The sequence below is a fragment of the Exiguobacterium sp. MMG028 genome (genome assembly GCF_027947425.1).
Lineage (GTDB): Bacteria > Bacillota > Bacilli > Exiguobacteriales > Exiguobacteriaceae > Exiguobacterium > Exiguobacterium aestuarii_A.
This window is the reverse complement of sequence record NZ_JAQJIN010000004.1, coordinates 110,148-126,155: the sequence shown is the minus strand read 5'-3', so window position 1 is coordinate 126,155 and position 16,008 is coordinate 110,148. Positions and strand designations below refer to the sequence as shown.

Annotated in this window: 21 protein-coding genes and 1 tRNA gene; 14 read left to right on the top strand and 8 right to left on the bottom strand. The window is 46.0% G+C overall.

The features are described 5' to 3' along the window. Positions 1 to 7 precede the first annotated feature (7 nt). Positions 8 to 790, bottom strand: coding sequence for an alpha/beta hydrolase (locus PJK55_RS12940; protein WP_271306059.1), 783 nt, complete (start codon positions 788 to 790; stop codon positions 8 to 10). Positions 791 to 895: 105 nt separating this feature from the next. Between PJK55_RS12940 and PJK55_RS12935 the strand changes: the two genes are divergently transcribed. From PJK55_RS12935 to PJK55_RS12910, 6 genes are all read left to right on the top strand, one after another. Then, positions 896 to 1,486 carry a TetR/AcrR family transcriptional regulator gene (locus PJK55_RS12935; RefSeq protein WP_271306058.1) on the top strand — a complete coding sequence of 197 codons (591 nt, stop codon included), beginning with the start codon at positions 896 to 898 and terminating at the stop codon, positions 1,484 to 1,486. Next, positions 1,479 to 1,823 (top strand): DMT family transporter, encoded by a 345-nt coding sequence (locus tag PJK55_RS12930; RefSeq protein ID WP_214747352.1) that lies wholly within the window; start codon positions 1,479 to 1,481, stop codon positions 1,821 to 1,823. Before PJK55_RS12935 ends, PJK55_RS12930 begins: the two co-directional genes overlap by 8 nt. Then, the gene (locus PJK55_RS12925) at positions 1,820 to 2,134 is read left to right on the top strand and encodes a DMT family transporter (RefSeq protein WP_074033008.1); all 315 of its coding nucleotides are present in this window, start codon (positions 1,820 to 1,822) and stop codon (positions 2,132 to 2,134) included. Before PJK55_RS12930 ends, PJK55_RS12925 begins: the two co-directional genes overlap by 4 nt. A gap of 71 nt (positions 2,135 to 2,205) precedes the next feature. Then, a complete protein-coding gene (locus PJK55_RS12920; RefSeq protein WP_214696843.1) occupies positions 2,206 to 2,763 on the top strand; it encodes a GNAT family N-acetyltransferase in 558 nt (185 codons plus the stop codon). 87 nt (positions 2,764 to 2,850) lie between these two features. Further along, a tRNA-Val gene (locus PJK55_RS12915) sits at positions 2,851 to 2,923 on the top strand. Between the two features lie 149 nt (positions 2,924 to 3,072). Beyond that, on the top strand, positions 3,073 to 3,771 hold the full coding sequence (locus PJK55_RS12910) for a DUF554 domain-containing protein (RefSeq protein WP_271306057.1): 699 nt from the start codon (positions 3,073 to 3,075) through the stop codon (positions 3,769 to 3,771). 35 nt (positions 3,772 to 3,806) lie between these two features. Here PJK55_RS12910 and PJK55_RS12905 read toward each other — a convergent pair whose 3' ends face one another. Beyond that, positions 3,807 to 4,595, bottom strand: a complete 789-nt coding sequence (locus tag PJK55_RS12905; protein ID WP_271306056.1) for a pyrroline-5-carboxylate reductase family protein — start codon at positions 4,593 to 4,595, stop codon at positions 3,807 to 3,809. 192 nt (positions 4,596 to 4,787) lie between these two features. Between PJK55_RS12905 and yidD the strand changes: the two genes are divergently transcribed. Both yidD and PJK55_RS12895 read left to right on the top strand, forming a co-directional pair. Then, positions 4,788 to 5,057, top strand: a complete 270-nt coding sequence (gene yidD, locus PJK55_RS12900) for a membrane protein insertion efficiency factor YidD (RefSeq protein WP_015880777.1) — start codon at positions 4,788 to 4,790, stop codon at positions 5,055 to 5,057. A 129-nt stretch (positions 5,058 to 5,186) separates the two neighbouring features. After that, on the top strand, positions 5,187 to 6,539 hold the full coding sequence (locus PJK55_RS12895) for an alanine/glycine:cation symporter family protein (protein WP_214747338.1): 1,353 nt from the start codon (positions 5,187 to 5,189) through the stop codon (positions 6,537 to 6,539). 17 nt (positions 6,540 to 6,556) lie between these two features. Here the strand turns inward: PJK55_RS12895 and PJK55_RS12890 are convergent, their stop codons facing one another. Continuing rightward, positions 6,557 to 6,922, bottom strand: a complete 366-nt coding sequence (locus PJK55_RS12890; protein WP_271306055.1) for a potassium channel family protein — start codon at positions 6,920 to 6,922, stop codon at positions 6,557 to 6,559. Between the two features lie 87 nt (positions 6,923 to 7,009). On the opposite strand from PJK55_RS12890, the gene PJK55_RS12885 reads away from it, so the two are divergent. Beyond that, entirely contained in the window at positions 7,010 to 8,242 is a 1,233-nt protein-coding gene (locus PJK55_RS12885; protein ID WP_271306054.1) for a cytochrome P450, read from the top strand. Positions 8,243 to 8,298: 56 nt separating this feature from the next. On the opposite strand, the gene PJK55_RS12880 is transcribed toward PJK55_RS12885, so the two are convergent. Further along, the gene (locus PJK55_RS12880; RefSeq protein WP_271306053.1) at positions 8,299 to 9,048 is read right to left on the bottom strand and encodes a sugar nucleotide-binding protein; all 750 of its coding nucleotides are present in this window, start codon (positions 9,046 to 9,048) and stop codon (positions 8,299 to 8,301) included. Between the two features lie 100 nt (positions 9,049 to 9,148). Here PJK55_RS12880 and PJK55_RS12875 point away from each other — a divergent pair, with 100 nt between their 5' ends. Then, positions 9,149 to 9,724 carry a GNAT family N-acetyltransferase gene (locus tag PJK55_RS12875; RefSeq protein WP_271306052.1) on the top strand — a complete coding sequence of 192 codons (576 nt, stop codon included), beginning with the start codon at positions 9,149 to 9,151 and terminating at the stop codon, positions 9,722 to 9,724. A 73-nt stretch (positions 9,725 to 9,797) separates the two neighbouring features. Further along, the gene (locus PJK55_RS12870; RefSeq protein ID WP_271306051.1) at positions 9,798 to 10,607 is read left to right on the top strand and encodes a DUF368 domain-containing protein; all 810 of its coding nucleotides are present in this window, start codon (positions 9,798 to 9,800) and stop codon (positions 10,605 to 10,607) included. Positions 10,608 to 10,641: 34 nt separating this feature from the next. Here the strand turns inward: PJK55_RS12870 and PJK55_RS12865 are convergent, their stop codons facing one another. After that, positions 10,642 to 11,196 (bottom strand): methyltransferase family protein, encoded by a 555-nt coding sequence (locus PJK55_RS12865; protein WP_214696868.1) that lies wholly within the window; start codon positions 11,194 to 11,196, stop codon positions 10,642 to 10,644. Positions 11,197 to 11,375: 179 nt separating this feature from the next. On the opposite strand from PJK55_RS12865, the gene PJK55_RS12860 reads away from it, so the two are divergent. After that, a complete protein-coding gene (locus tag PJK55_RS12860) occupies positions 11,376 to 12,422 on the top strand; it encodes an NAD(P)/FAD-dependent oxidoreductase (RefSeq protein ID WP_271306050.1) in 1,047 nt (348 codons plus the stop codon). Positions 12,423 to 12,434: 12 nt separating this feature from the next. Here the strand turns inward: PJK55_RS12860 and PJK55_RS12855 are convergent, their stop codons facing one another. After that, complete coding sequence (locus PJK55_RS12855) at positions 12,435 to 12,848, bottom strand: VOC family protein (protein WP_371743058.1); 414 nt, start codon at positions 12,846 to 12,848, stop codon at positions 12,435 to 12,437. A gap of 102 nt (positions 12,849 to 12,950) precedes the next feature. Between PJK55_RS12855 and PJK55_RS12850 the strand changes: the two genes are divergently transcribed. Beyond that, the gene (locus tag PJK55_RS12850; protein WP_074033021.1) at positions 12,951 to 13,322 is read left to right on the top strand and encodes a hypothetical protein; all 372 of its coding nucleotides are present in this window, start codon (positions 12,951 to 12,953) and stop codon (positions 13,320 to 13,322) included. Positions 13,323 to 13,388: 66 nt separating this feature from the next. Here the strand turns inward: PJK55_RS12850 and PJK55_RS12845 are convergent, their stop codons facing one another. After that, positions 13,389 to 14,258, bottom strand: coding sequence for a hypothetical protein (locus PJK55_RS12845; RefSeq protein WP_271306049.1), 870 nt, complete (start codon positions 14,256 to 14,258; stop codon positions 13,389 to 13,391). A gap of 274 nt (positions 14,259 to 14,532) precedes the next feature. Between PJK55_RS12845 and PJK55_RS12840 the strand changes: the two genes are divergently transcribed. After that, complete coding sequence (locus PJK55_RS12840) at positions 14,533 to 14,760, top strand: hypothetical protein (protein ID WP_214785729.1); 228 nt, start codon at positions 14,533 to 14,535, stop codon at positions 14,758 to 14,760. A gap of 185 nt (positions 14,761 to 14,945) precedes the next feature. Here PJK55_RS12840 and PJK55_RS12835 read toward each other — a convergent pair whose 3' ends face one another. Beyond that, positions 14,946 to 15,860, bottom strand: a complete 915-nt coding sequence (locus tag PJK55_RS12835; protein WP_074033024.1) for a hypothetical protein — start codon at positions 15,858 to 15,860, stop codon at positions 14,946 to 14,948. Positions 15,861 to 16,008 lie beyond the last annotated feature (148 nt).

Here is a 16,008-nt window from a genome sequence, read left to right as displayed (position 1 = left end):
GCTCTTTTCATGTGACGTCGTACAAATAACGAAGAGCGTGAGGTAAACGGCGGCGCCAAGCTGATTCGTGATGAATCGCATCCGGTTCCACTTCATATCGGAAAGCGATACCCTTTTTAGCAATGGCTTCAATCAGTTTTGCATTCGTGAACAAGTAATCCTTCGCTGTGATCGGTCCGCTCTCTTCATTCGTTCCGATGTCCATGTACAGTTTTCCAGAGATATCGGTTTGCTGTATAGCCTGGATCAATGGATTCAGATTCGCCCATGCAGCGGTGGAGAGGGATCCGACTCTTTTGATGGAAGGGTAGGTTGCCATCATATATAAAGAGATGACACCTCCCATCGAGCTCCCCATGACGCCGACATCTTCTGGATCTGTCGCATACTCTTTGTCGATTCGTGGTTTTAAGTCGTTCATAAGCCAATCTGTATACAAACGACCTTGACCACCAAGGGTTGGGCGCGTTTTCGCGAGTTCCGGTCCGATACGGCGATATAACATCTCATCTTCTTCATATGAATACTCGTCATAACGATCTAACCAGTTCGGAGCACTTGCAATGGCGACGACCATCAGAGGAAGTCGGAGTGTGTCGATGCAACGGTCAATCTCCCATCCTTCTCCATATGTAGCCGTGCTTCCTGAGAATACATTTTGCCCATCATGCATATAAAGGACAGGAAGTGGGGTGTCGGCATTGACCCAGTCTGGTCGAAACACGCGGACGATCCGTTTTTGACCACGGACCTTCTCCGTTGGAATCGATACGTTCAATTGATCAATCATTCTTCATCACCTCTTTCACCTTGTATTGTGGAGAATCATGAGCGAAAAGACAAACACAAATCTTGACTACCTACCGTTCGTTAGGTAAAGTGAGGAGGAAGGAGAGTGAGACGCGTGAATACAAAAGAGAAAATTATGCAATCCGCTCGGACACGGTTTGCCCGTGAAGGATATGAAGGATTATCACTTGCGGCGGTTGCCGAAGACGTTGGCATCCGAAAGGCTTCTTTGTATGCTCACATCGATGGGAAAGAACAATTGTTTAAGCAAGTCGTGACCGATATGGCGAATCGTTACGAAGAAGCATGGCAACAGACATCTGAGGATACTAAAGATCGACCACCTTTAGAACGTATTGAGTCGATCGTTCGGATGCTCACGTCATTCTTTAGCGATCACGAGACGTGGATGTTGACGAAACGGATGCTCCTCGTACCACCCCCAGAATTTCGGGACTATATTGAAGAAGTCATCGGAAAGGTAGAGACGGAGTTAAAGCGGTTTGAAAAAGAACAGTTTCGTCTCGCGATGGAACGTGGAGACTTACCATCGCAACCACTCGATGAGCTCTATGCTGCGTACTATTGCTTTCTAGATGGTGCCTTATTGTCTCTATTTACATTTGAAGATGAGCGGGAGATGCGACAACAAGCCGCTTTCCGAATCTTCAAGAAAGGTGTGGGTTGGAATGGATAAGGAAAAAGTCGCCTGGATTTCTCTTTTGTTCGCAGGATTGCTTGAAATCATTTGGGCAACGACGATGAAATTGTCTGAAGGGTTTACCGTTCTTGGTCCGACGTTATGGACGATTGTACTCTTGGTTGTCAGTTTTGGCTTACTCGCCAAAGCATTCCGGGTTTTACCTGCAGGTACAGGGTATGCCGTCTTCACGGGAATCGGAGCGGTTGGAACGGTGATTGTCGGTGCTCTTCTTTTTGACGAGGCGCTCAGCGGCTGGAAACTTTTACTTGTGACGACGTTGATCATCGGAATCATCGGGTTGAAACAAGTGACAGGAGGAGAAGAAGCATGAGTTGGGTATATTTGATCGGTGCAGGGATTGCTGAGATGACAGCCGTTTTCTTTATGGGGAAATCGAAAGGGTATCAAATTTTAAAATGGTCAATCTTATCGATTTTGTCGTTCGCGCTCAGTTTTTATTGGCTATCGAAGTCGCTTGAAGACATTCCGTTAAGCTTGGCTTACTCCATCTGGGTCGGAATCGGAGCGGCAGGTGGCGTCATTCTAGGCATGCTCTATTTAAATGAGTCTAAAAGCCGCTGGCGAATCTTTTATCTAATGATGATTATCGGCAGTGTGGTCGGTTTAAAAGTTGTATCGTAAAGGATTGAAACAAGCTGAAAACGGGAATTGAATAATTCAGATTATGAGATGGAAGAAAGGGGCGGAAAACGATGCATCTTGTCGAGTTGCAGTCCGAACGTTTGCGGTTTGAACCGTACACGATCTCTGATTTCTATTTTGTTAAGTCGCTTCTCCAAGATCCTCGGGTGATGCGCTTCATCAGTCCGGATGGGAGACCGTATACAGATGAACAAACAATCGAATGGTTCGAACGTCAATTGGCCCGCTATGAAACGGGACGCCAGACGGGACTATTGAAGCTGATGACGTTCGAAAGTGATGAACCGATTGGTCATGCAGGTACGTTGCTTCATGAGTTAGACGGTAAACTCGAGCTAGAAGTCGGCTATTGGTTGTCACCGAAGCATTGGCATATGGGTTACGGACGTGAAGCGGCCGCGCGATTGATGCAGTATGCCTTCACTGAAGGAGAGAAGGAAATCATTTCACTCATTCATCCAGAAAACGTTCCGTCTCAGCGTGTGGCTAAAGCGAATGGTCTTCATTGGGACCGTGACACCTTATATCAGAACATGCTCGTCTCCGTTTATGCGGGTGATTTGGAACGCCTCTGCCGGCATATTGATCGTCAACAAATGACGCGTTAAAAAAAGTACAAAAAACTTTTAAAAAGTTGTTGCCAACTTAATAGTTTCTTGATATATTAATAGTGTCCTTAAGAGAGGACACGACCTGATTCTGTAGCTCAGCTGGGAGAGCGCTACCTTGACAGGGTAGAGGTCGCTGGTTCGAGCCCAGTCAGAATCACTTGGGTGCCAAACCCTCGAGAAACCCACCGGAACATGGGTTTCCGCGAAGCCACTTCTTGCGAGAAGTGGCTCTTTTTTTGTATATTGACACGGCACGAAAGCAATTGGTATATTCCTCTCAATACATATAGAAACGGGGAATGCAAAATGGTGCTAACAGGAACCCTCGTCAATGCCGGACTAATCGTCATCGGGTCATTGTTAGGTCTCTTATTTCACCGCATTCCAGAGCGTATGAAAGAGACGGTGACGGCAGCAATCGGGCTTGCGGTCATCTTGCTCGGCATTCAAATGGGGATGAAAAGTGAAAACTTTTTGATTGTCATCGGAAGTCTTGTCGTCGGGTCTGCGCTCGGGGAATGGTGGAAGCTAGATGAAGTATTGAATGAAATCGGCTACCGGCTGGAACGGCGTCTTGGAAGTCAATCGAGTGTAGCGGAAGGGTTCGTTACGGCAACGCTCATCTTCGTCATCGGCGCGATGGCAATCATTGGGGCGCTCGATAGTGGATTACGTGGCGACCATGACGTCCTGTATACGAAAGGGTTGATTGATGGATTTACAGCCCTCGTGTTGAGTTCGACGCTCGGCATCGGGGTCATGTTTTCGGCCGTTCCGGTGTTATTGTATCAGGGTGGAATTGCACTACTCGCCATTCAAATCATGAAGTTCATTCCGGAGTCGCTCATGGACAGCTTTATTTTGGAGATGACCGCGACCGGTGGTGTGATGATCGTGGCGATTGGCTTGAACTTGGTCGGAATTACAAAAATTCGCGTAGCCAACTTATTGCCAGGGATTTTAGTAGTAGCACTTATTGTATCGGCCATACATATGATGACGTAAAAAAAATGGGCGGAAGCGTGGCTTCCGTCCATTTCTTATGGTTTCTCAATTATTTCATGATCTTCTTTGGCACTCTCGCGTAAGGCTGAAGACATCACATCGGCAAGGTTGCGGTCTCGTAACACGCCGACACCACGGTCGGTCGGTCCACCTGGAGCAGCGACGTCAGCAATGAGTTCATTCGTCTCACGTGTTTCATGTGACAGTAACTCTGCAGAGCCTTTCATCGCCTGAGCCACAATTTGACGAGCCGTCGCTTCGTCGTATCCGACATCGGTCAAGACCGGAGTCATCGCCCCGACGATTTCATAGAAGAAAGCTGGGCTACAACCTGCGGCTGCCATAAATGCAGACATCGTCTTCGCATCCGTGATGGCCGTTCGACCGACACGTTCAAAGAGGGCAGTTGCTTTTGCGCGATCGGCCTCATCTGTTTCAGGACCGAACCATAAGCCTGTCATCCCGCTCCGATATGCGACCGGCGTGTTTGGCATCGCGCATACGGCAGGAAGTCCTGAAGCTTCTTCTAATTGGCTCGGTTCGATATGTGCCGCAACCGACACAAGTAGTGGGGTCTTCCACTCTTTTGATTCCACATACGGAATGACGCCGTCCGGTTGCATCGCTAGTACGACGATGTCATAGTCGTTCACGTTTTCTTCTTCGACGATGTGTACGCCGAGTTCATCTTGTAGGAAGTTCAAGCGTTCCCGATCACTTCGGTTCGTCATGGTAATTTGTGTCGGTTCAATTCCTGAGTCAATCCACCCTCGAACGAGCGCTTCACTCATTGATCCTGCACCGACCATTAGTAATTGTTTCATCATTCGTCACCTCTTCTATTCGATTCGGTCAATAGTTATGTTGACTATCATAACAAACCTGCTGTCGAATATCGCCCATCTTGCTCATTTGTTAAGAGATGGAAAACGATTTGACATATGGAGCGGTGAACATGACAAACGTTTCAAATCGCGCTATGATGGCACTAATTCAACAGAGTGAGGCGAAATCGCGTGAAACGTGTACTAGTAAAAGGGATTCAAGGTTATCAACGTTTTATCTCACCATTAAAGCCGCCGACATGCCGGTTTTATCCGAGTTGTTCACACTACGGAATCGAAGCGATTGAGAAACATGGAGCCGTCAAAGGCAGTTATTTAACCGCTCGCCGGCTCATCCGTTGTCAACCGTTTCATCCGGGCGGGCTCGATTACGTCCCGGATACATTTGATTGGAAAGCGCCTTTACAACGAGAGAAGCCTGAATCACAGCGAGACGATTAAGTTCGTCTCGCTGTTTGTATACAGAAGTACGTTTCGAACAGTTGTTTTAGCACAATACTTTTGCATTGTTCTAAGTATTCTGAAAAAATAGGGATGTACACTATTTTTCGGGGAAAGGGGATACTTTGTATGGGGCAATCATTTAGTGAATGGGTGAGTACGGCATCCAATTTTGTATGGGGACCACCGCTTTTAATTTTGCTTGTGGGGACAGGCATTTACTTGACGGTGCGTCTAGGTGGTATTCAAATTACCAAATTACCGTATGCATTGAAATTGGCGTTTTCAAAAAATCAGGATCAATCCTCAAAAGGGGATATCAGTCACTTCCAGGCGCTCATGACTGCGCTTGCGGCGACCGTCGGTACGGGGAATATCGTCGGGGTGTCGACAGCAGTTGTATTAGGAGGACCGGGGGCCATCGTCTGGATGTGGGTGTCGGGATTCTTTGGGATGGCAACGAAATACGCGGAGGCCGTTCTAGCTGTTAAGTATCGGGTGACCGATGAACGTGGTCAAATGGCTGGGGGACCGATGTATTATCTAGAACGAGGGTTGAATCAACGTTGGTTAGCGGTGGCGTTTGCTGCATTCGCCTCGATTGCGGCGTTCGGGATTGGAAACGGGGTCCAGACGAACTCTGTCGCGCTCGCGCTCAAAACGACATTCGATGTACCACTCTACATATCAGGAATTCTCATCATGATTTTTACAGGCGCGGTCATCCTTGGAGGCGTACGTTCGATCGGGAAAGTGGTCAGCTACTTCGTCCCGGTCATGATTGCCTTCTACTTAGGTAGCGGTCTCTTGATCATGATTATGAACTACTCGCTTATTCCAGATGCGTTCGCACTCATCTTTAGTAGTACGTTCAGTGCGGAAGCAATCGGTGGAGGCGCGATTGGGGCAGCTATTCGTTACGGAGTCGCGCGTGGTGTCTTCTCGAACGAGGCAGGTCTCGGTTCTGCTCCGATTGCAGCGGCCGCTGCGAAGACGGATATGCCGGGTCGTCAAGCACTCGTCTCGATGACACAAGTCTTCTTGGACACGCTTGTCGTCTGTTCGGTGACAGGGTTGACACTCGTCATGGGTGGTCAAATCGGGACAGGACTAGAAGGGGTGGAATTGACTTCGGCCACATTCGAATTGTTCCTCGGTCCGGCAGGTGGCTACATTGTCACGATCGGTCTCGTCCTGTTCGCTTACTCGACCGTTCTCGGTTGGTCGTATTACGGCGAACGGTCCATCCATTACTTGTTTGGGCAAAAGTCGATTCTTCCATATCGGATTGCTTTCGTGCTCGTCGCCGGTCTCGGTGCCATGACGACCAATTTGAATTTGGTATGGGCGCTATCCGACGTCTTCAACGGTTTGATGGCCATTCCGAACTTGATTGGTCTCTTGTTCTTGTCGGGCGTTGTCATCGCCGAAACGAAACGATTCAACCAACAGCTTGAAATTGAGAATCGAAAAGTATCCTAAACGCATCGACGCCATCCTCATGAATCAGAGGGTGGCGTCTTTTGTTTCGCTTCTAATTCATCAAGTCGTGCTTTTTGAAGGTGGTCGAACACTCTCGTAATGAATCCGACCATGATGCCGACACCCGTGATCACATAGCCAATCGTAAAAATTTTCCCGATATCGGTCTGGGGGGCAAAATCGCCATAGCCGATAGTCGTTAATGTGATGACACTGAAGTAGAGCGCGTCGAGCCATCGCATCGCCTCAAATTGAGCATAAAAAAGTGTTCCGGATAGGATGGTGAGAAAGGCAAGGCTGAATAAGACTTGGAACTCAGGGTCCCGTAGACCGCGCCAGATCCCACGAACAATCCGGCGTAATGTCAGTAAGAACGGTAGCATGTCACTCGCTCCTTTCGATATTAGGTTTGTTCGCTAACAACGGGGGAACATCCTTTATAGTTCGAAAAAAGAGAAAGGGTGAGTAGGATGGGGAAAGTCATTCCAAAGCAAGAAGGGCTCGACCATAGTGTCGATTTTTTACGGGAAGGATATTTGTTTGTCGCAAACCGACGTAAAAGTTTTCAGTCGAATATTTTTGAAACTCGTTTGCTAGGAGAACGCGTGATTTGTCTCGGAGGAGAGGACGCTGCTACCTTGTTTTATGAGGGAGACAAATTTACACGTCAGGATGCCGCGCCGAAACGTCTTCTTAAAACCCTATTCGGGGAAGATGGGGTACAAACATTGAATGGGAAGGCACATACGCATCGAAAACGTATGTTTATGTCATTGATGACAAAGGAAAACATCGATCGTCTTCTTCGGCTGACGAACCGTGAATGGAGACGGATCCGACATGCTGGAGAAGAAATCGTTTTGTATGACGAGGCGCAACAGGTATTGATGAAAGCTGTCTGTGAATGGTCTGGAGTTCCGCTTGCACGAGACGAAGTAGCGAAGCGGACCGATGAAATGAGATTGTTATTTGAATCGGGTACTTCTTTAGGTCCAACTTATTTGCAAGGTCGGAAGGCAAGAAGTTCGGCCGAAGCGTGGATTCGACAGATGGTCAAAGAAGTACGGTCAAATCGATTATTACCGAATGAACAGACGGCACTTTATGAGTTCTCGTGGCATCGAGATGAATCTGGTGAGTTGTTGCCTGAAGAAGTAGTGGCTGTCGAAGTGTTAAACATTTTGCGACCGACTGTTGCCATCTCGGTCTATGTCCTCTTTACAGTCCTAGCGCTTCATCAATTCCCGAGAGAAAGAGCACAAGTAAAGCAAGGACAGCTTTCGAAAACGGCCTTTGTCCAAGAAGTGAGACGTTTCTATCCGTTTTTCCCTGTAGCGGCAGCTCGAGTCAAAACCGATTTTGAATGGAACGGATATACGTTTACGGAAGGAACACTGACGCTCCTTGATCTCTATGGAACGAACCACGACTCTGCGATTTGGGCTGAACCCGATCAATTTAATCCTGCTCGCTTTATGGACTGGAAGGAGAGTCCGTTCAATTTTATCCCGCAAGGAGGAGGAGATGTAGATTTTGGACATCGTTGTGCAGGGGAGCATGTGACGATTGCGATTCTAGAACAAGTCATTGAATTGTTTACGGAGGAGTTCTCGTATACCGTTCCTCCTCAAGATTTGAGTTATAGCTTCGTTGATATGCCGAGTCTACCGAAAAGTAAACTGCGTTTGACTGATGTAAAATGAATCGAATAAGTAAACGCCTACTCTTGATGGAGTAGGCGTTTAGTATGGAGTGCGGTTTATTTCGTTTGTAAATTGAGACGTTTTGAAATCGGACGAATTGGGACGGAAGGGTCAATCATTCGGTTATCCCGTTTCGGTTCATCCGTGCATTCAATCTGCCAATCGGCGTCATGAAGCTCTTTTAGTCCGACGGCAATGTCATAAAGCGAATAGTTCGCATTCCCGTTTAGCTGATAGATGCCGGGTCCGCGTTTCGTCAAGATTTCGAATAAAGCTTCCGCTGTATCCGGTAAAAATGAGCAAGATGGATACCAATGCTCACTCGCTTGTATGACCCCTCGTTGTTTCATCTCGTTTGTAAAATAGTCCATCATATTGTTCGATCCGGCTTCATCCCCAATCTGCCATCCAAGACGAACAATCTGAGCACCCGGGTTGACACGAACGATGGCTCGTTCGCAGTCACGTTTATACTTTCCGTAGTCATCTTCAGCATCTGGCGCCGTGTCCGGTGAAATCGGTCCAGTCACATCATCTGAAAAAATCGACACTGTACTCGTGAACAAGAACGGAATCTTCATCTGCCCACATAAACGAGCGAGCGTCTCGGCCCATTCAACCGGTCCCATACCGATATGTAAAAAATAGTCCGGGCGGATGCTTTCAATGAATTGTCGCATCTCCTGCTCGTCTGTCGTGGACACTTGCTCACGATTCCATGCAATCCCCTCAATGCCATGACGCTGTAACGCTTCGGCAACAACCGGTGCTACCGTGCCGTTCATTCCAGTAATGATTGCTTTCATTTTATTTCGCCCCTTTCTCTCTATATCATGCCACAAAACGGGCGTGGACAAACAATCGAGGTGTTTGCCTATGCTAGACTAGGTGATGGAGGGATCAATGATGAATATTCGACAAGCAACGAAGCAAGATTGTACACAAATCGCACCGCTCATGTATCAGGCGATTCATGACATCGCGTATACGTTGACTGGGTCAACGAATACCGATGAAGTATTAGAGCGATTGGCGATGTGGGTGGAAAAACCGAAGAATCGTTTAAGCCATGAAAATATATGGGTCGCCGATGTAGAAGGGGAAGTGGCGGGAATGATCATTTCGTATCGAGGGGACGAGGCGGAAGCATTAGATCGCCCGATTCGGGAATGGTTAACGGCGCATGGGAGCAAAGTGGAATTAGATGTTGAGACGGAGGGGTTCGTTCAATACATCGATTCACTCGCTGTACTAGAGGCGTATGGTGGTCGTGGCATCGGAACGAAGTTGATTGAACAGATCTGTACTGTCGCGGCAGAACGTGGTGTCCCGGCCGTCACCTTGAACGTGGATCAAGACAATCAAGCGGCTCATCGTTTGTATACGCGACTCGGATTCCACAAAGAAAAGGAAATTATGATTTCGGGATCTCGTTTTGACTATATGAAAAAAGAGACACGCTCGACTCCTTTCTCGGTCTAAAAGCGGATGCGCAAACGCTCGTTCTCGACTATACTAAGTGCTTGAGGAAAGATATATGTAAAGGAGATACATTATGGAGTGGAAGAATATTTGGCGGGGAATGGCCATGGGAACGAGTGATTTGATTCCTGGTGTAAGCGGCGGTACCATCGCAGTTATTTTAGGCATCTATGATCAATTGATTGAAGCAATCAGCGGTGTATTCAGCCGATATTGGAAAAAGTATATTGGTTTCTTAATTCCGCTAGCGATTGGGATGGGAACAGCCATCATCGCCTTAAGTCGAATTATCGAGTATTTGTTGCTCGAGTATTATGCACCGACACAATTCTTCTTTATCGGATTGATTTTAGGGATCATTCCGTTACTTTTTGTAGAGTTTAAGTCACGTGCATCGATTCGTCCCATTCATGTGATTGCCATGATTGTAGCAACGGTACTCGTAGCGAGCATGGCGTTTCTCAATCCGGTTGATTCGTCTATCATTACGGACGTTACCTTTGGGACAGCACTCCTCTTGTTCTTGTCTGGGTGGTTAGGAAGTATGGCAATGTTACTTCCTGGAATCAGCGGGTCATTCGTGTTGTTGCTGATTGGGGTGTATCCGACAGTGATCAGCGCCATCTCGAACTTCAATTTGCTCATTATCGGAAGTGTTGGGGCAGGCGTTGCGGTCGGCTTTATTGTCAGTAGTAAGGTGATTCGCTATTTGTTGGCGAATTTCCCAGGAATGACGTTTTCGGTCATCATCGGATTGGTAGTGGGTTCGCTCGCCGTTGTATTTCCAGGAGTGCCGGCTACGGGGCTCATGTGGGGACTCAGTGTCATTGCGTTCATCGCAGGGATTGTTGTCGTCCGATTGCTCAGTCGTTACTCCGTATAAAACAGCAAGGAGTCCGGGATCACCGGACTCCTTTTTAATAGATAAACGGAAATAATCGTTTGCGTGACTTTGACCATGATACATACGATTGACCGAAGTGACGGGTCAGCATCCCTTCCTCAATCCGAATCCGATATAGTAACGCAAGAGCCGTAAGACCGGTACCGATCAAAGCGACTGCCCAATGAAGAAAATACAATGAGAACCCTAACGTAATGAATAGTAAACCTGTGTATAAGGGATGGCGTAAGAAACGATAGGGACCAGAGCTGACGAGTTCGTCTTGAGGACGAACGACAACGTGTCGGGTGAATTGATGACGAAGGTGGAAAATTCCCCAATACCGTAATGATACACCCGCTATGTAAAACGAAAGAGCAAGTATGCGTTGAGCCATTGATGGACGCGCCTCAACAAAGATTGAATAGATGATAGACAAAGAGAACATGACAATCATCGTCGACGCTACGAAATAAAAGCTTTTTCGCTCGACGGAACCGTCCGTTGCCTCTTTTCGATTACGAAATTTCCATGTCTCCACAAGCCAAAAACAGGACACGATGATCAATGCAAGATCCATCCACTCCATAGCGCACATCCTTCCTTTTGATTCATCTTTCCTTACCCGACCTTTGATGAAGAAAAACCAAAGGCGAATGGTGTTGGGAAAAAGTTTGTAAAAGACAAAGAAACGAGTTATCATCTAATGAGAATGATTATCATTTTTAAGGTGAGTAGATCATCTACATAGAAGGGAAGGATACGACGATGGGCGAAGAACAATTCGACGTGACGATTATCGGTGGGGGTCCGGCAGGATTATATGCTGCTTTTTATAGTGGATTACGAGGCATGAAAACAAAAATAATCGAATTTCAACCTCAACTAGGTGGAAAGCTGCACGTTTATCCAGAAAAAATGGTGTGGGATGTAGGGGGGCTCCTTCCGACGGCGGGAGCAAATCTGATCGATCAACTCGTCCAACAAGGCCTCACCTTTTCGCCGACAGTCATCCTAGGGGAGAAAGTGGAGTCGATTTCAAAACGTCAGGATGGATTATTCGGAATCGATACGTCGAATGGTCATCACGTATCCAAAACGGTGATCGTCGCAACCGGGAGCGGTATTCTGAAACCACATAAGATCGAAATCAGCGGAGCAGAGCGATTTGAATTGTCAAACCTTCATTATACGGTGAAGTCACTAGAACGATTTAAAGGGAAGCGAGTCTTGATTTCAGGTGGTGGAAATAGTGCCGTCGATTGGGCCAATGCACTCGAACCGATTGCGGAGCAAGTCATTTTGGTTTATCGAAAAGAAGAGCTCGGAGGTCATGAAGCGCAAGTCGAGAAGATTAAAGAAAGCCGAGTCGATTGTTGCCCCCAGTCAAAAGTCACGGACTTGATTTCTCATGATGGGCAATCGATTCAGCAAGTGCTGTTAACACAGATTGACACGGGAGAAACAAGTGTGGTCGATGTCGATGAGGTCGTCATCAATCACGGGTATGAACAAGATGCGGAACTCCTTCGGGACAGTGAATTGAACGTCGAAATGGTCAATGGATTTTATGTGAAAGGAAACGCGGGGAGTGAATCGTCCGTTCCGGGATTATATGCTGCAGGTGATATTCTGACGCATGAAGGAAAGGTCCATTTGATTGCAGGGGCATTCCAAGATGCGGCGAATGCGGTGAATCGGGCCAAAACGTATATTGACCCGAATGCGACCGCTACGGCAATGGTCTCTTCTCATAACGAACGTCTAAAAGAAAAGAACCGTCAAATCATAGAAAATACTTTCTTGAAGCAGTAAGAGCGACGTCTCTTACTGCTTTTGCGTAGGATAATCACAAAGCTCGGTGATGACACCGCCCGAATGACGTGGGTCCATATAGATCAAACGGCGACCCTTTGCGGTCGTACGTAGTGTGTCTTCTAAAAAAGTGATGCCATTTTGTTTGTGTGTAGCGATGGCGATGTCTAAATCTTCTACACGATATGCGATATGATGGACGCCTTTTCCTCGTGCTTTCATGAAACGAGCGATCGGACTCGTATTACTTGTTGGGCGCAACAATTCGATGACATCCTCGCCGATGTGAATGACAGCTAGCTCGGTTTCCACCCCAATGGCTGTATTCGTATAACGGTCAATCAGTTCTCCACCAAGCACAGTTGTATAAAATGTGATCGCTTCGTCTAAATCACGGACGGCGATTCCAGTATGATCGATTTGCATAAACATTCCTCCTCAACCTTCAGTTTGCCTAAAGTTGAACAAAATGTCACTTCACAACGTTTCGACCATATCCGATATAATAAGAGAGGGAGGGACAGCGAAATGAACGGAAAAATCACAATGGGATTGGTGGGCATGTTCGCCCTAGTATCATTTGTGTTTGGACTCTCGCTTGCGACGTTTGTCGATTATCGCATCAATGAAGAGCAAGTTGTGCTCGAACGGTTAACCACCCATAAACAGATTGGTCCGACGGAGTTGCTGTCTACCGAGGTCGATTTTCATTTGAATGGATCGAATTATGCGATTCGTTTCAAGGATGAACCGAACATCACGTATTGGTTCAGTGTCGTAGATCGCCAAATCAAATTTGATCGGATTGAATCGCTCGATTTGAGAGACACGGGACTTCGGACAGAACTGTTTAAGGAAATGCCGCCTTTGGCGATGGAGTCGACAACTGCTGCAGAATAAAAGACGTCGAATGAACAACTTTTTCGTGTGAGAACGAGTTGATACAATCGACGTCTTTTTTATTGATCAATAGAGTGGAGTCGGTAGCACTTGTTGTGTAAGCATATATATCCCGCCTGACGATACTTGAGCACCTTGCTTTCGAAGTGCAAAATTCAAGTCAGATTGCAGGTTGGTCGTAGAAATACGAGCCTCGTCGATATATCTGAATGCATCGTAAAACTTTTGTTGAAGAAAGGAAAGGGCATCCCGCAACATAGACTCGTCACAATCTAATTGAATTTCTTGGACGCACACGTGATACATATGTAGTCGTACTTTCATGATTCCGATTGGTTGGTGACACCAGTTTAATGTGTAGAACAGTGTTTGTTGCCGAGTTTCATGTGCGAATTGTTCATCCGTCATCGGGATGGCGCCCGGTAAGACATGACAATGCGCATTACGAAAAGTGAGCCAATCCGCTCTTCGTGAGTAATCCATCAATTCAAGTGTCCAGTACGTATGCGATACTTTCTCACAAGGAATGAATGGCAAGTGATACGTATTCGTTTGATGGAATACTTGAAACCCAGTTGCCTCATATATTCGAAGCTTATCTTGATTATGATAGTCCTCTTCCTGAAGATAATACGTAATCGGGTGTGTGGTTTCTCGACTTCGTTCATACATGACTCGGTCAAGTAACCCGCGAAACATATGACGATCAATATATGACACCTTTGAGAGTTGAATGATTTGGAACGCTTCTAGATGTTCGTCGTTCGCAAAGAATGCAGCTAACGGTATATCTTTATTTAAGGCGCTATACACGTGATGATGGGGAGGCAAGGAAAGAAGCGGGGGTGTCTTTGATAAAGGGTATAATGTTTGAATAGAGATACGTTTCTGAATAGGTAATTGCCTACATTCTACAAAGCGTAGTGCTCGTTTCAAGGAGAATCCTTCTTTCTGAATGAGTTAATAAGTACAATTAAATTGTAAGCGCTATCTCACTTGAAGTTGTATGGCATTCTCATGAAACCTGATTGATGAAAATAATCAACAACTTTCATAAAAACATGAAATTAAATAGATTGTAAGCATCCGATTCAGAAAAACTGATTAGTTACGCTGATGGATCTGTGAGTTTCGTCAAATGTCAGACGTGACGTGCGTCGAAGACATGATATACTTAATCACAATGAAACCAATCAATTAGGAGTTTATGATGAAATATATTTATCAACTGATTCTCGTATCTATGTTGTTCATGATTGGTGCGCCCACGACGGTTATGGCCGAAACAGAACCAGTAGTGATTCATGAGAACATCATTGTCGAAGAAGAGGTAGAAATTCACGAAGGATTTCAATCACCCAATGAGATGGTGTATGTCTTCGTATTAATCGTATTATTATCAGTCGTCGGTTTAGGAATTATGAATACGATCGAATAACGTGAAAACGTTCACAAAAATGCAATAAGTCATTTGGTAACGGTTACAATCGTTACTTTATACTTATATGTGTAGGAAGAAAGTTCTGCACCAACTTTCTGTCCTCCTTTTCAAATGAACACCCCTCGTTCATATCATGTATTGGAGTCAACCGATGTCATCGATTGACTCCCTTTTTTGTCTATCTAAAATCGAATACGTTTTTCTTTTGCTAATCGTTTTAATCGTTTTGTTTCATCCGTATGGCCATGGCTCTCTAAGAAATCGACGTAGACACGGAACGGTTCGGAACGATGTGAAAAGAAAGGGATATACTCTGAAAATAGCTTCTGTTCGGCTTCTTGTAAATTTCCTTCGGCGACGAGGAGGCGGAGCTCTAACATTTTAAGAGCTTGATAGTTTTCAAGTGCGGTATCTTCTGTCTGGGATTTTTCCAACATCCGCTCACACAGTTTGAGAATGCGTGCGTGAAGAATCTTTCTCGTGTTGGCTTGGCTGTGTTCAATCGGCAAGGTTGATAATAAGTCGATTCGTGTGGAATCCACGTCTTTTGGCACGTGGAGGGCAGTATATAAAGCGCGGTCAATCCAGACGGTATCAATGGGTGCGTCTAGTTGGTAGTAGTGGATGAGTTTTTGGAGCATCGTGACTTGTGAGATTTTCAATAGGCGAAACGGGTCGCTCGTTGAAAAGAGAGGTTCTTCTCCGGCTGACGTTGACAGAAGATAAAACATCTCTTCATACATCGTGCGTGCCTCAGTATATTCTTCGGCATAGTGGGCTAAATCACGGATGATTTTTTTGGCGTGGATATACCAATTTTTTTGATCACGGTCGGACATGACTTGATTGGGACGAATATATAAATGTTCATATGCTGAATCGACAAAACGTTCAGCTAACGTAATCGTTTGTGAGAGCGAATGACGCTCTTCCGAATGTTTTTTTTCTTTATAGCGTGTGAACTGGCTGATCATAAAATCAAAGTCTTGATCATCAATCACATCTTTTGGAGTATGACGATACATCTCGACCAATAAATCACGTAACGTCGCCTCACCATATTGCTCCAACAGCATGCGTAATTTTCCGATGCGCATCAGCTCTCCTCCTTTCATTCATACTTGTTGTATGCATCTCTGATTTGGGCAGACACCAATTAATATTCCTTTCCCGGATTTCATCTGAAACAATCATATGGTCTCATGCTTAAGACGGATTTTCCTCAGAAACGTTGTCAGATCAATG

What these genes read in the sequence shown, in the direction of transcription:
- PJK55_RS12850 (WP_074033021.1), top strand. Translation starts at nt 12,951, where the DNA reads ATGAACGGAAAAATCACAATGGGATTGGTGGGCATGTTCGCCCTAGTA.
- PJK55_RS12890 (WP_271306055.1), bottom strand. Translation starts at nt 6,922, where the DNA reads ATGCTACCGTTCTTACTGACATTACGCCGGATTGTTCGTGGGATCTGG.
- PJK55_RS12880 (WP_271306053.1), bottom strand. Translation starts at nt 9,048, where the DNA reads ATGAAAGCAATCATTACTGGAATGAACGGCACGGTAGCACCGGTTGTT.
- PJK55_RS12895 (WP_214747338.1), top strand. Translation starts at nt 5,187, where the DNA reads ATGGGGCAATCATTTAGTGAATGGGTGAGTACGGCATCCAATTTTGTA.
- PJK55_RS12870 (WP_271306051.1), top strand. Translation starts at nt 9,798, where the DNA reads ATGGAGTGGAAGAATATTTGGCGGGGAATGGCCATGGGAACGAGTGAT.
- PJK55_RS12860 (WP_271306050.1), top strand. Translation starts at nt 11,376, where the DNA reads ATGGGCGAAGAACAATTCGACGTGACGATTATCGGTGGGGGTCCGGCA.
- PJK55_RS12865 (WP_214696868.1), bottom strand. Translation starts at nt 11,196, where the DNA reads ATGGAGTGGATGGATCTTGCATTGATCATCGTGTCCTGTTTTTGGCTT.
- PJK55_RS12940 (WP_271306059.1), bottom strand. Translation starts at nt 790, where the DNA reads ATGATTGATCAATTGAACGTATCGATTCCAACGGAGAAGGTCCGTGGT.
- PJK55_RS12910 (WP_271306057.1), top strand. Translation starts at nt 3,073, where the DNA reads ATGGTGCTAACAGGAACCCTCGTCAATGCCGGACTAATCGTCATCGGG.
- PJK55_RS12875 (WP_271306052.1), top strand. Translation starts at nt 9,149, where the DNA reads ATGAATATTCGACAAGCAACGAAGCAAGATTGTACACAAATCGCACCG.
- PJK55_RS12835 (WP_074033024.1), bottom strand. Translation starts at nt 15,860, where the DNA reads ATGCGCATCGGAAAATTACGCATGCTGTTGGAGCAATATGGTGAGGCG.
- PJK55_RS12930 (WP_214747352.1), top strand. Translation starts at nt 1,479, where the DNA reads ATGGATAAGGAAAAAGTCGCCTGGATTTCTCTTTTGTTCGCAGGATTG.
- PJK55_RS12925 (WP_074033008.1), top strand. Translation starts at nt 1,820, where the DNA reads ATGAGTTGGGTATATTTGATCGGTGCAGGGATTGCTGAGATGACAGCC.
- PJK55_RS12905 (WP_271306056.1), bottom strand. Translation starts at nt 4,595, where the DNA reads ATGAAACAATTACTAATGGTCGGTGCAGGATCAATGAGTGAAGCGCTC.
- PJK55_RS12840 (WP_214785729.1), top strand. Translation starts at nt 14,533, where the DNA reads ATGAAATATATTTATCAACTGATTCTCGTATCTATGTTGTTCATGATT.
- PJK55_RS12855 (WP_371743058.1), bottom strand. Translation starts at nt 12,848, where the DNA reads ATGCAAATCGATCATACTGGAATCGCCGTCCGTGATTTAGACGAAGCG.
- PJK55_RS12885 (WP_271306054.1), top strand. Translation starts at nt 7,010, where the DNA reads ATGGGGAAAGTCATTCCAAAGCAAGAAGGGCTCGACCATAGTGTCGAT.
- PJK55_RS12920 (WP_214696843.1), top strand. Translation starts at nt 2,206, where the DNA reads ATGCATCTTGTCGAGTTGCAGTCCGAACGTTTGCGGTTTGAACCGTAC.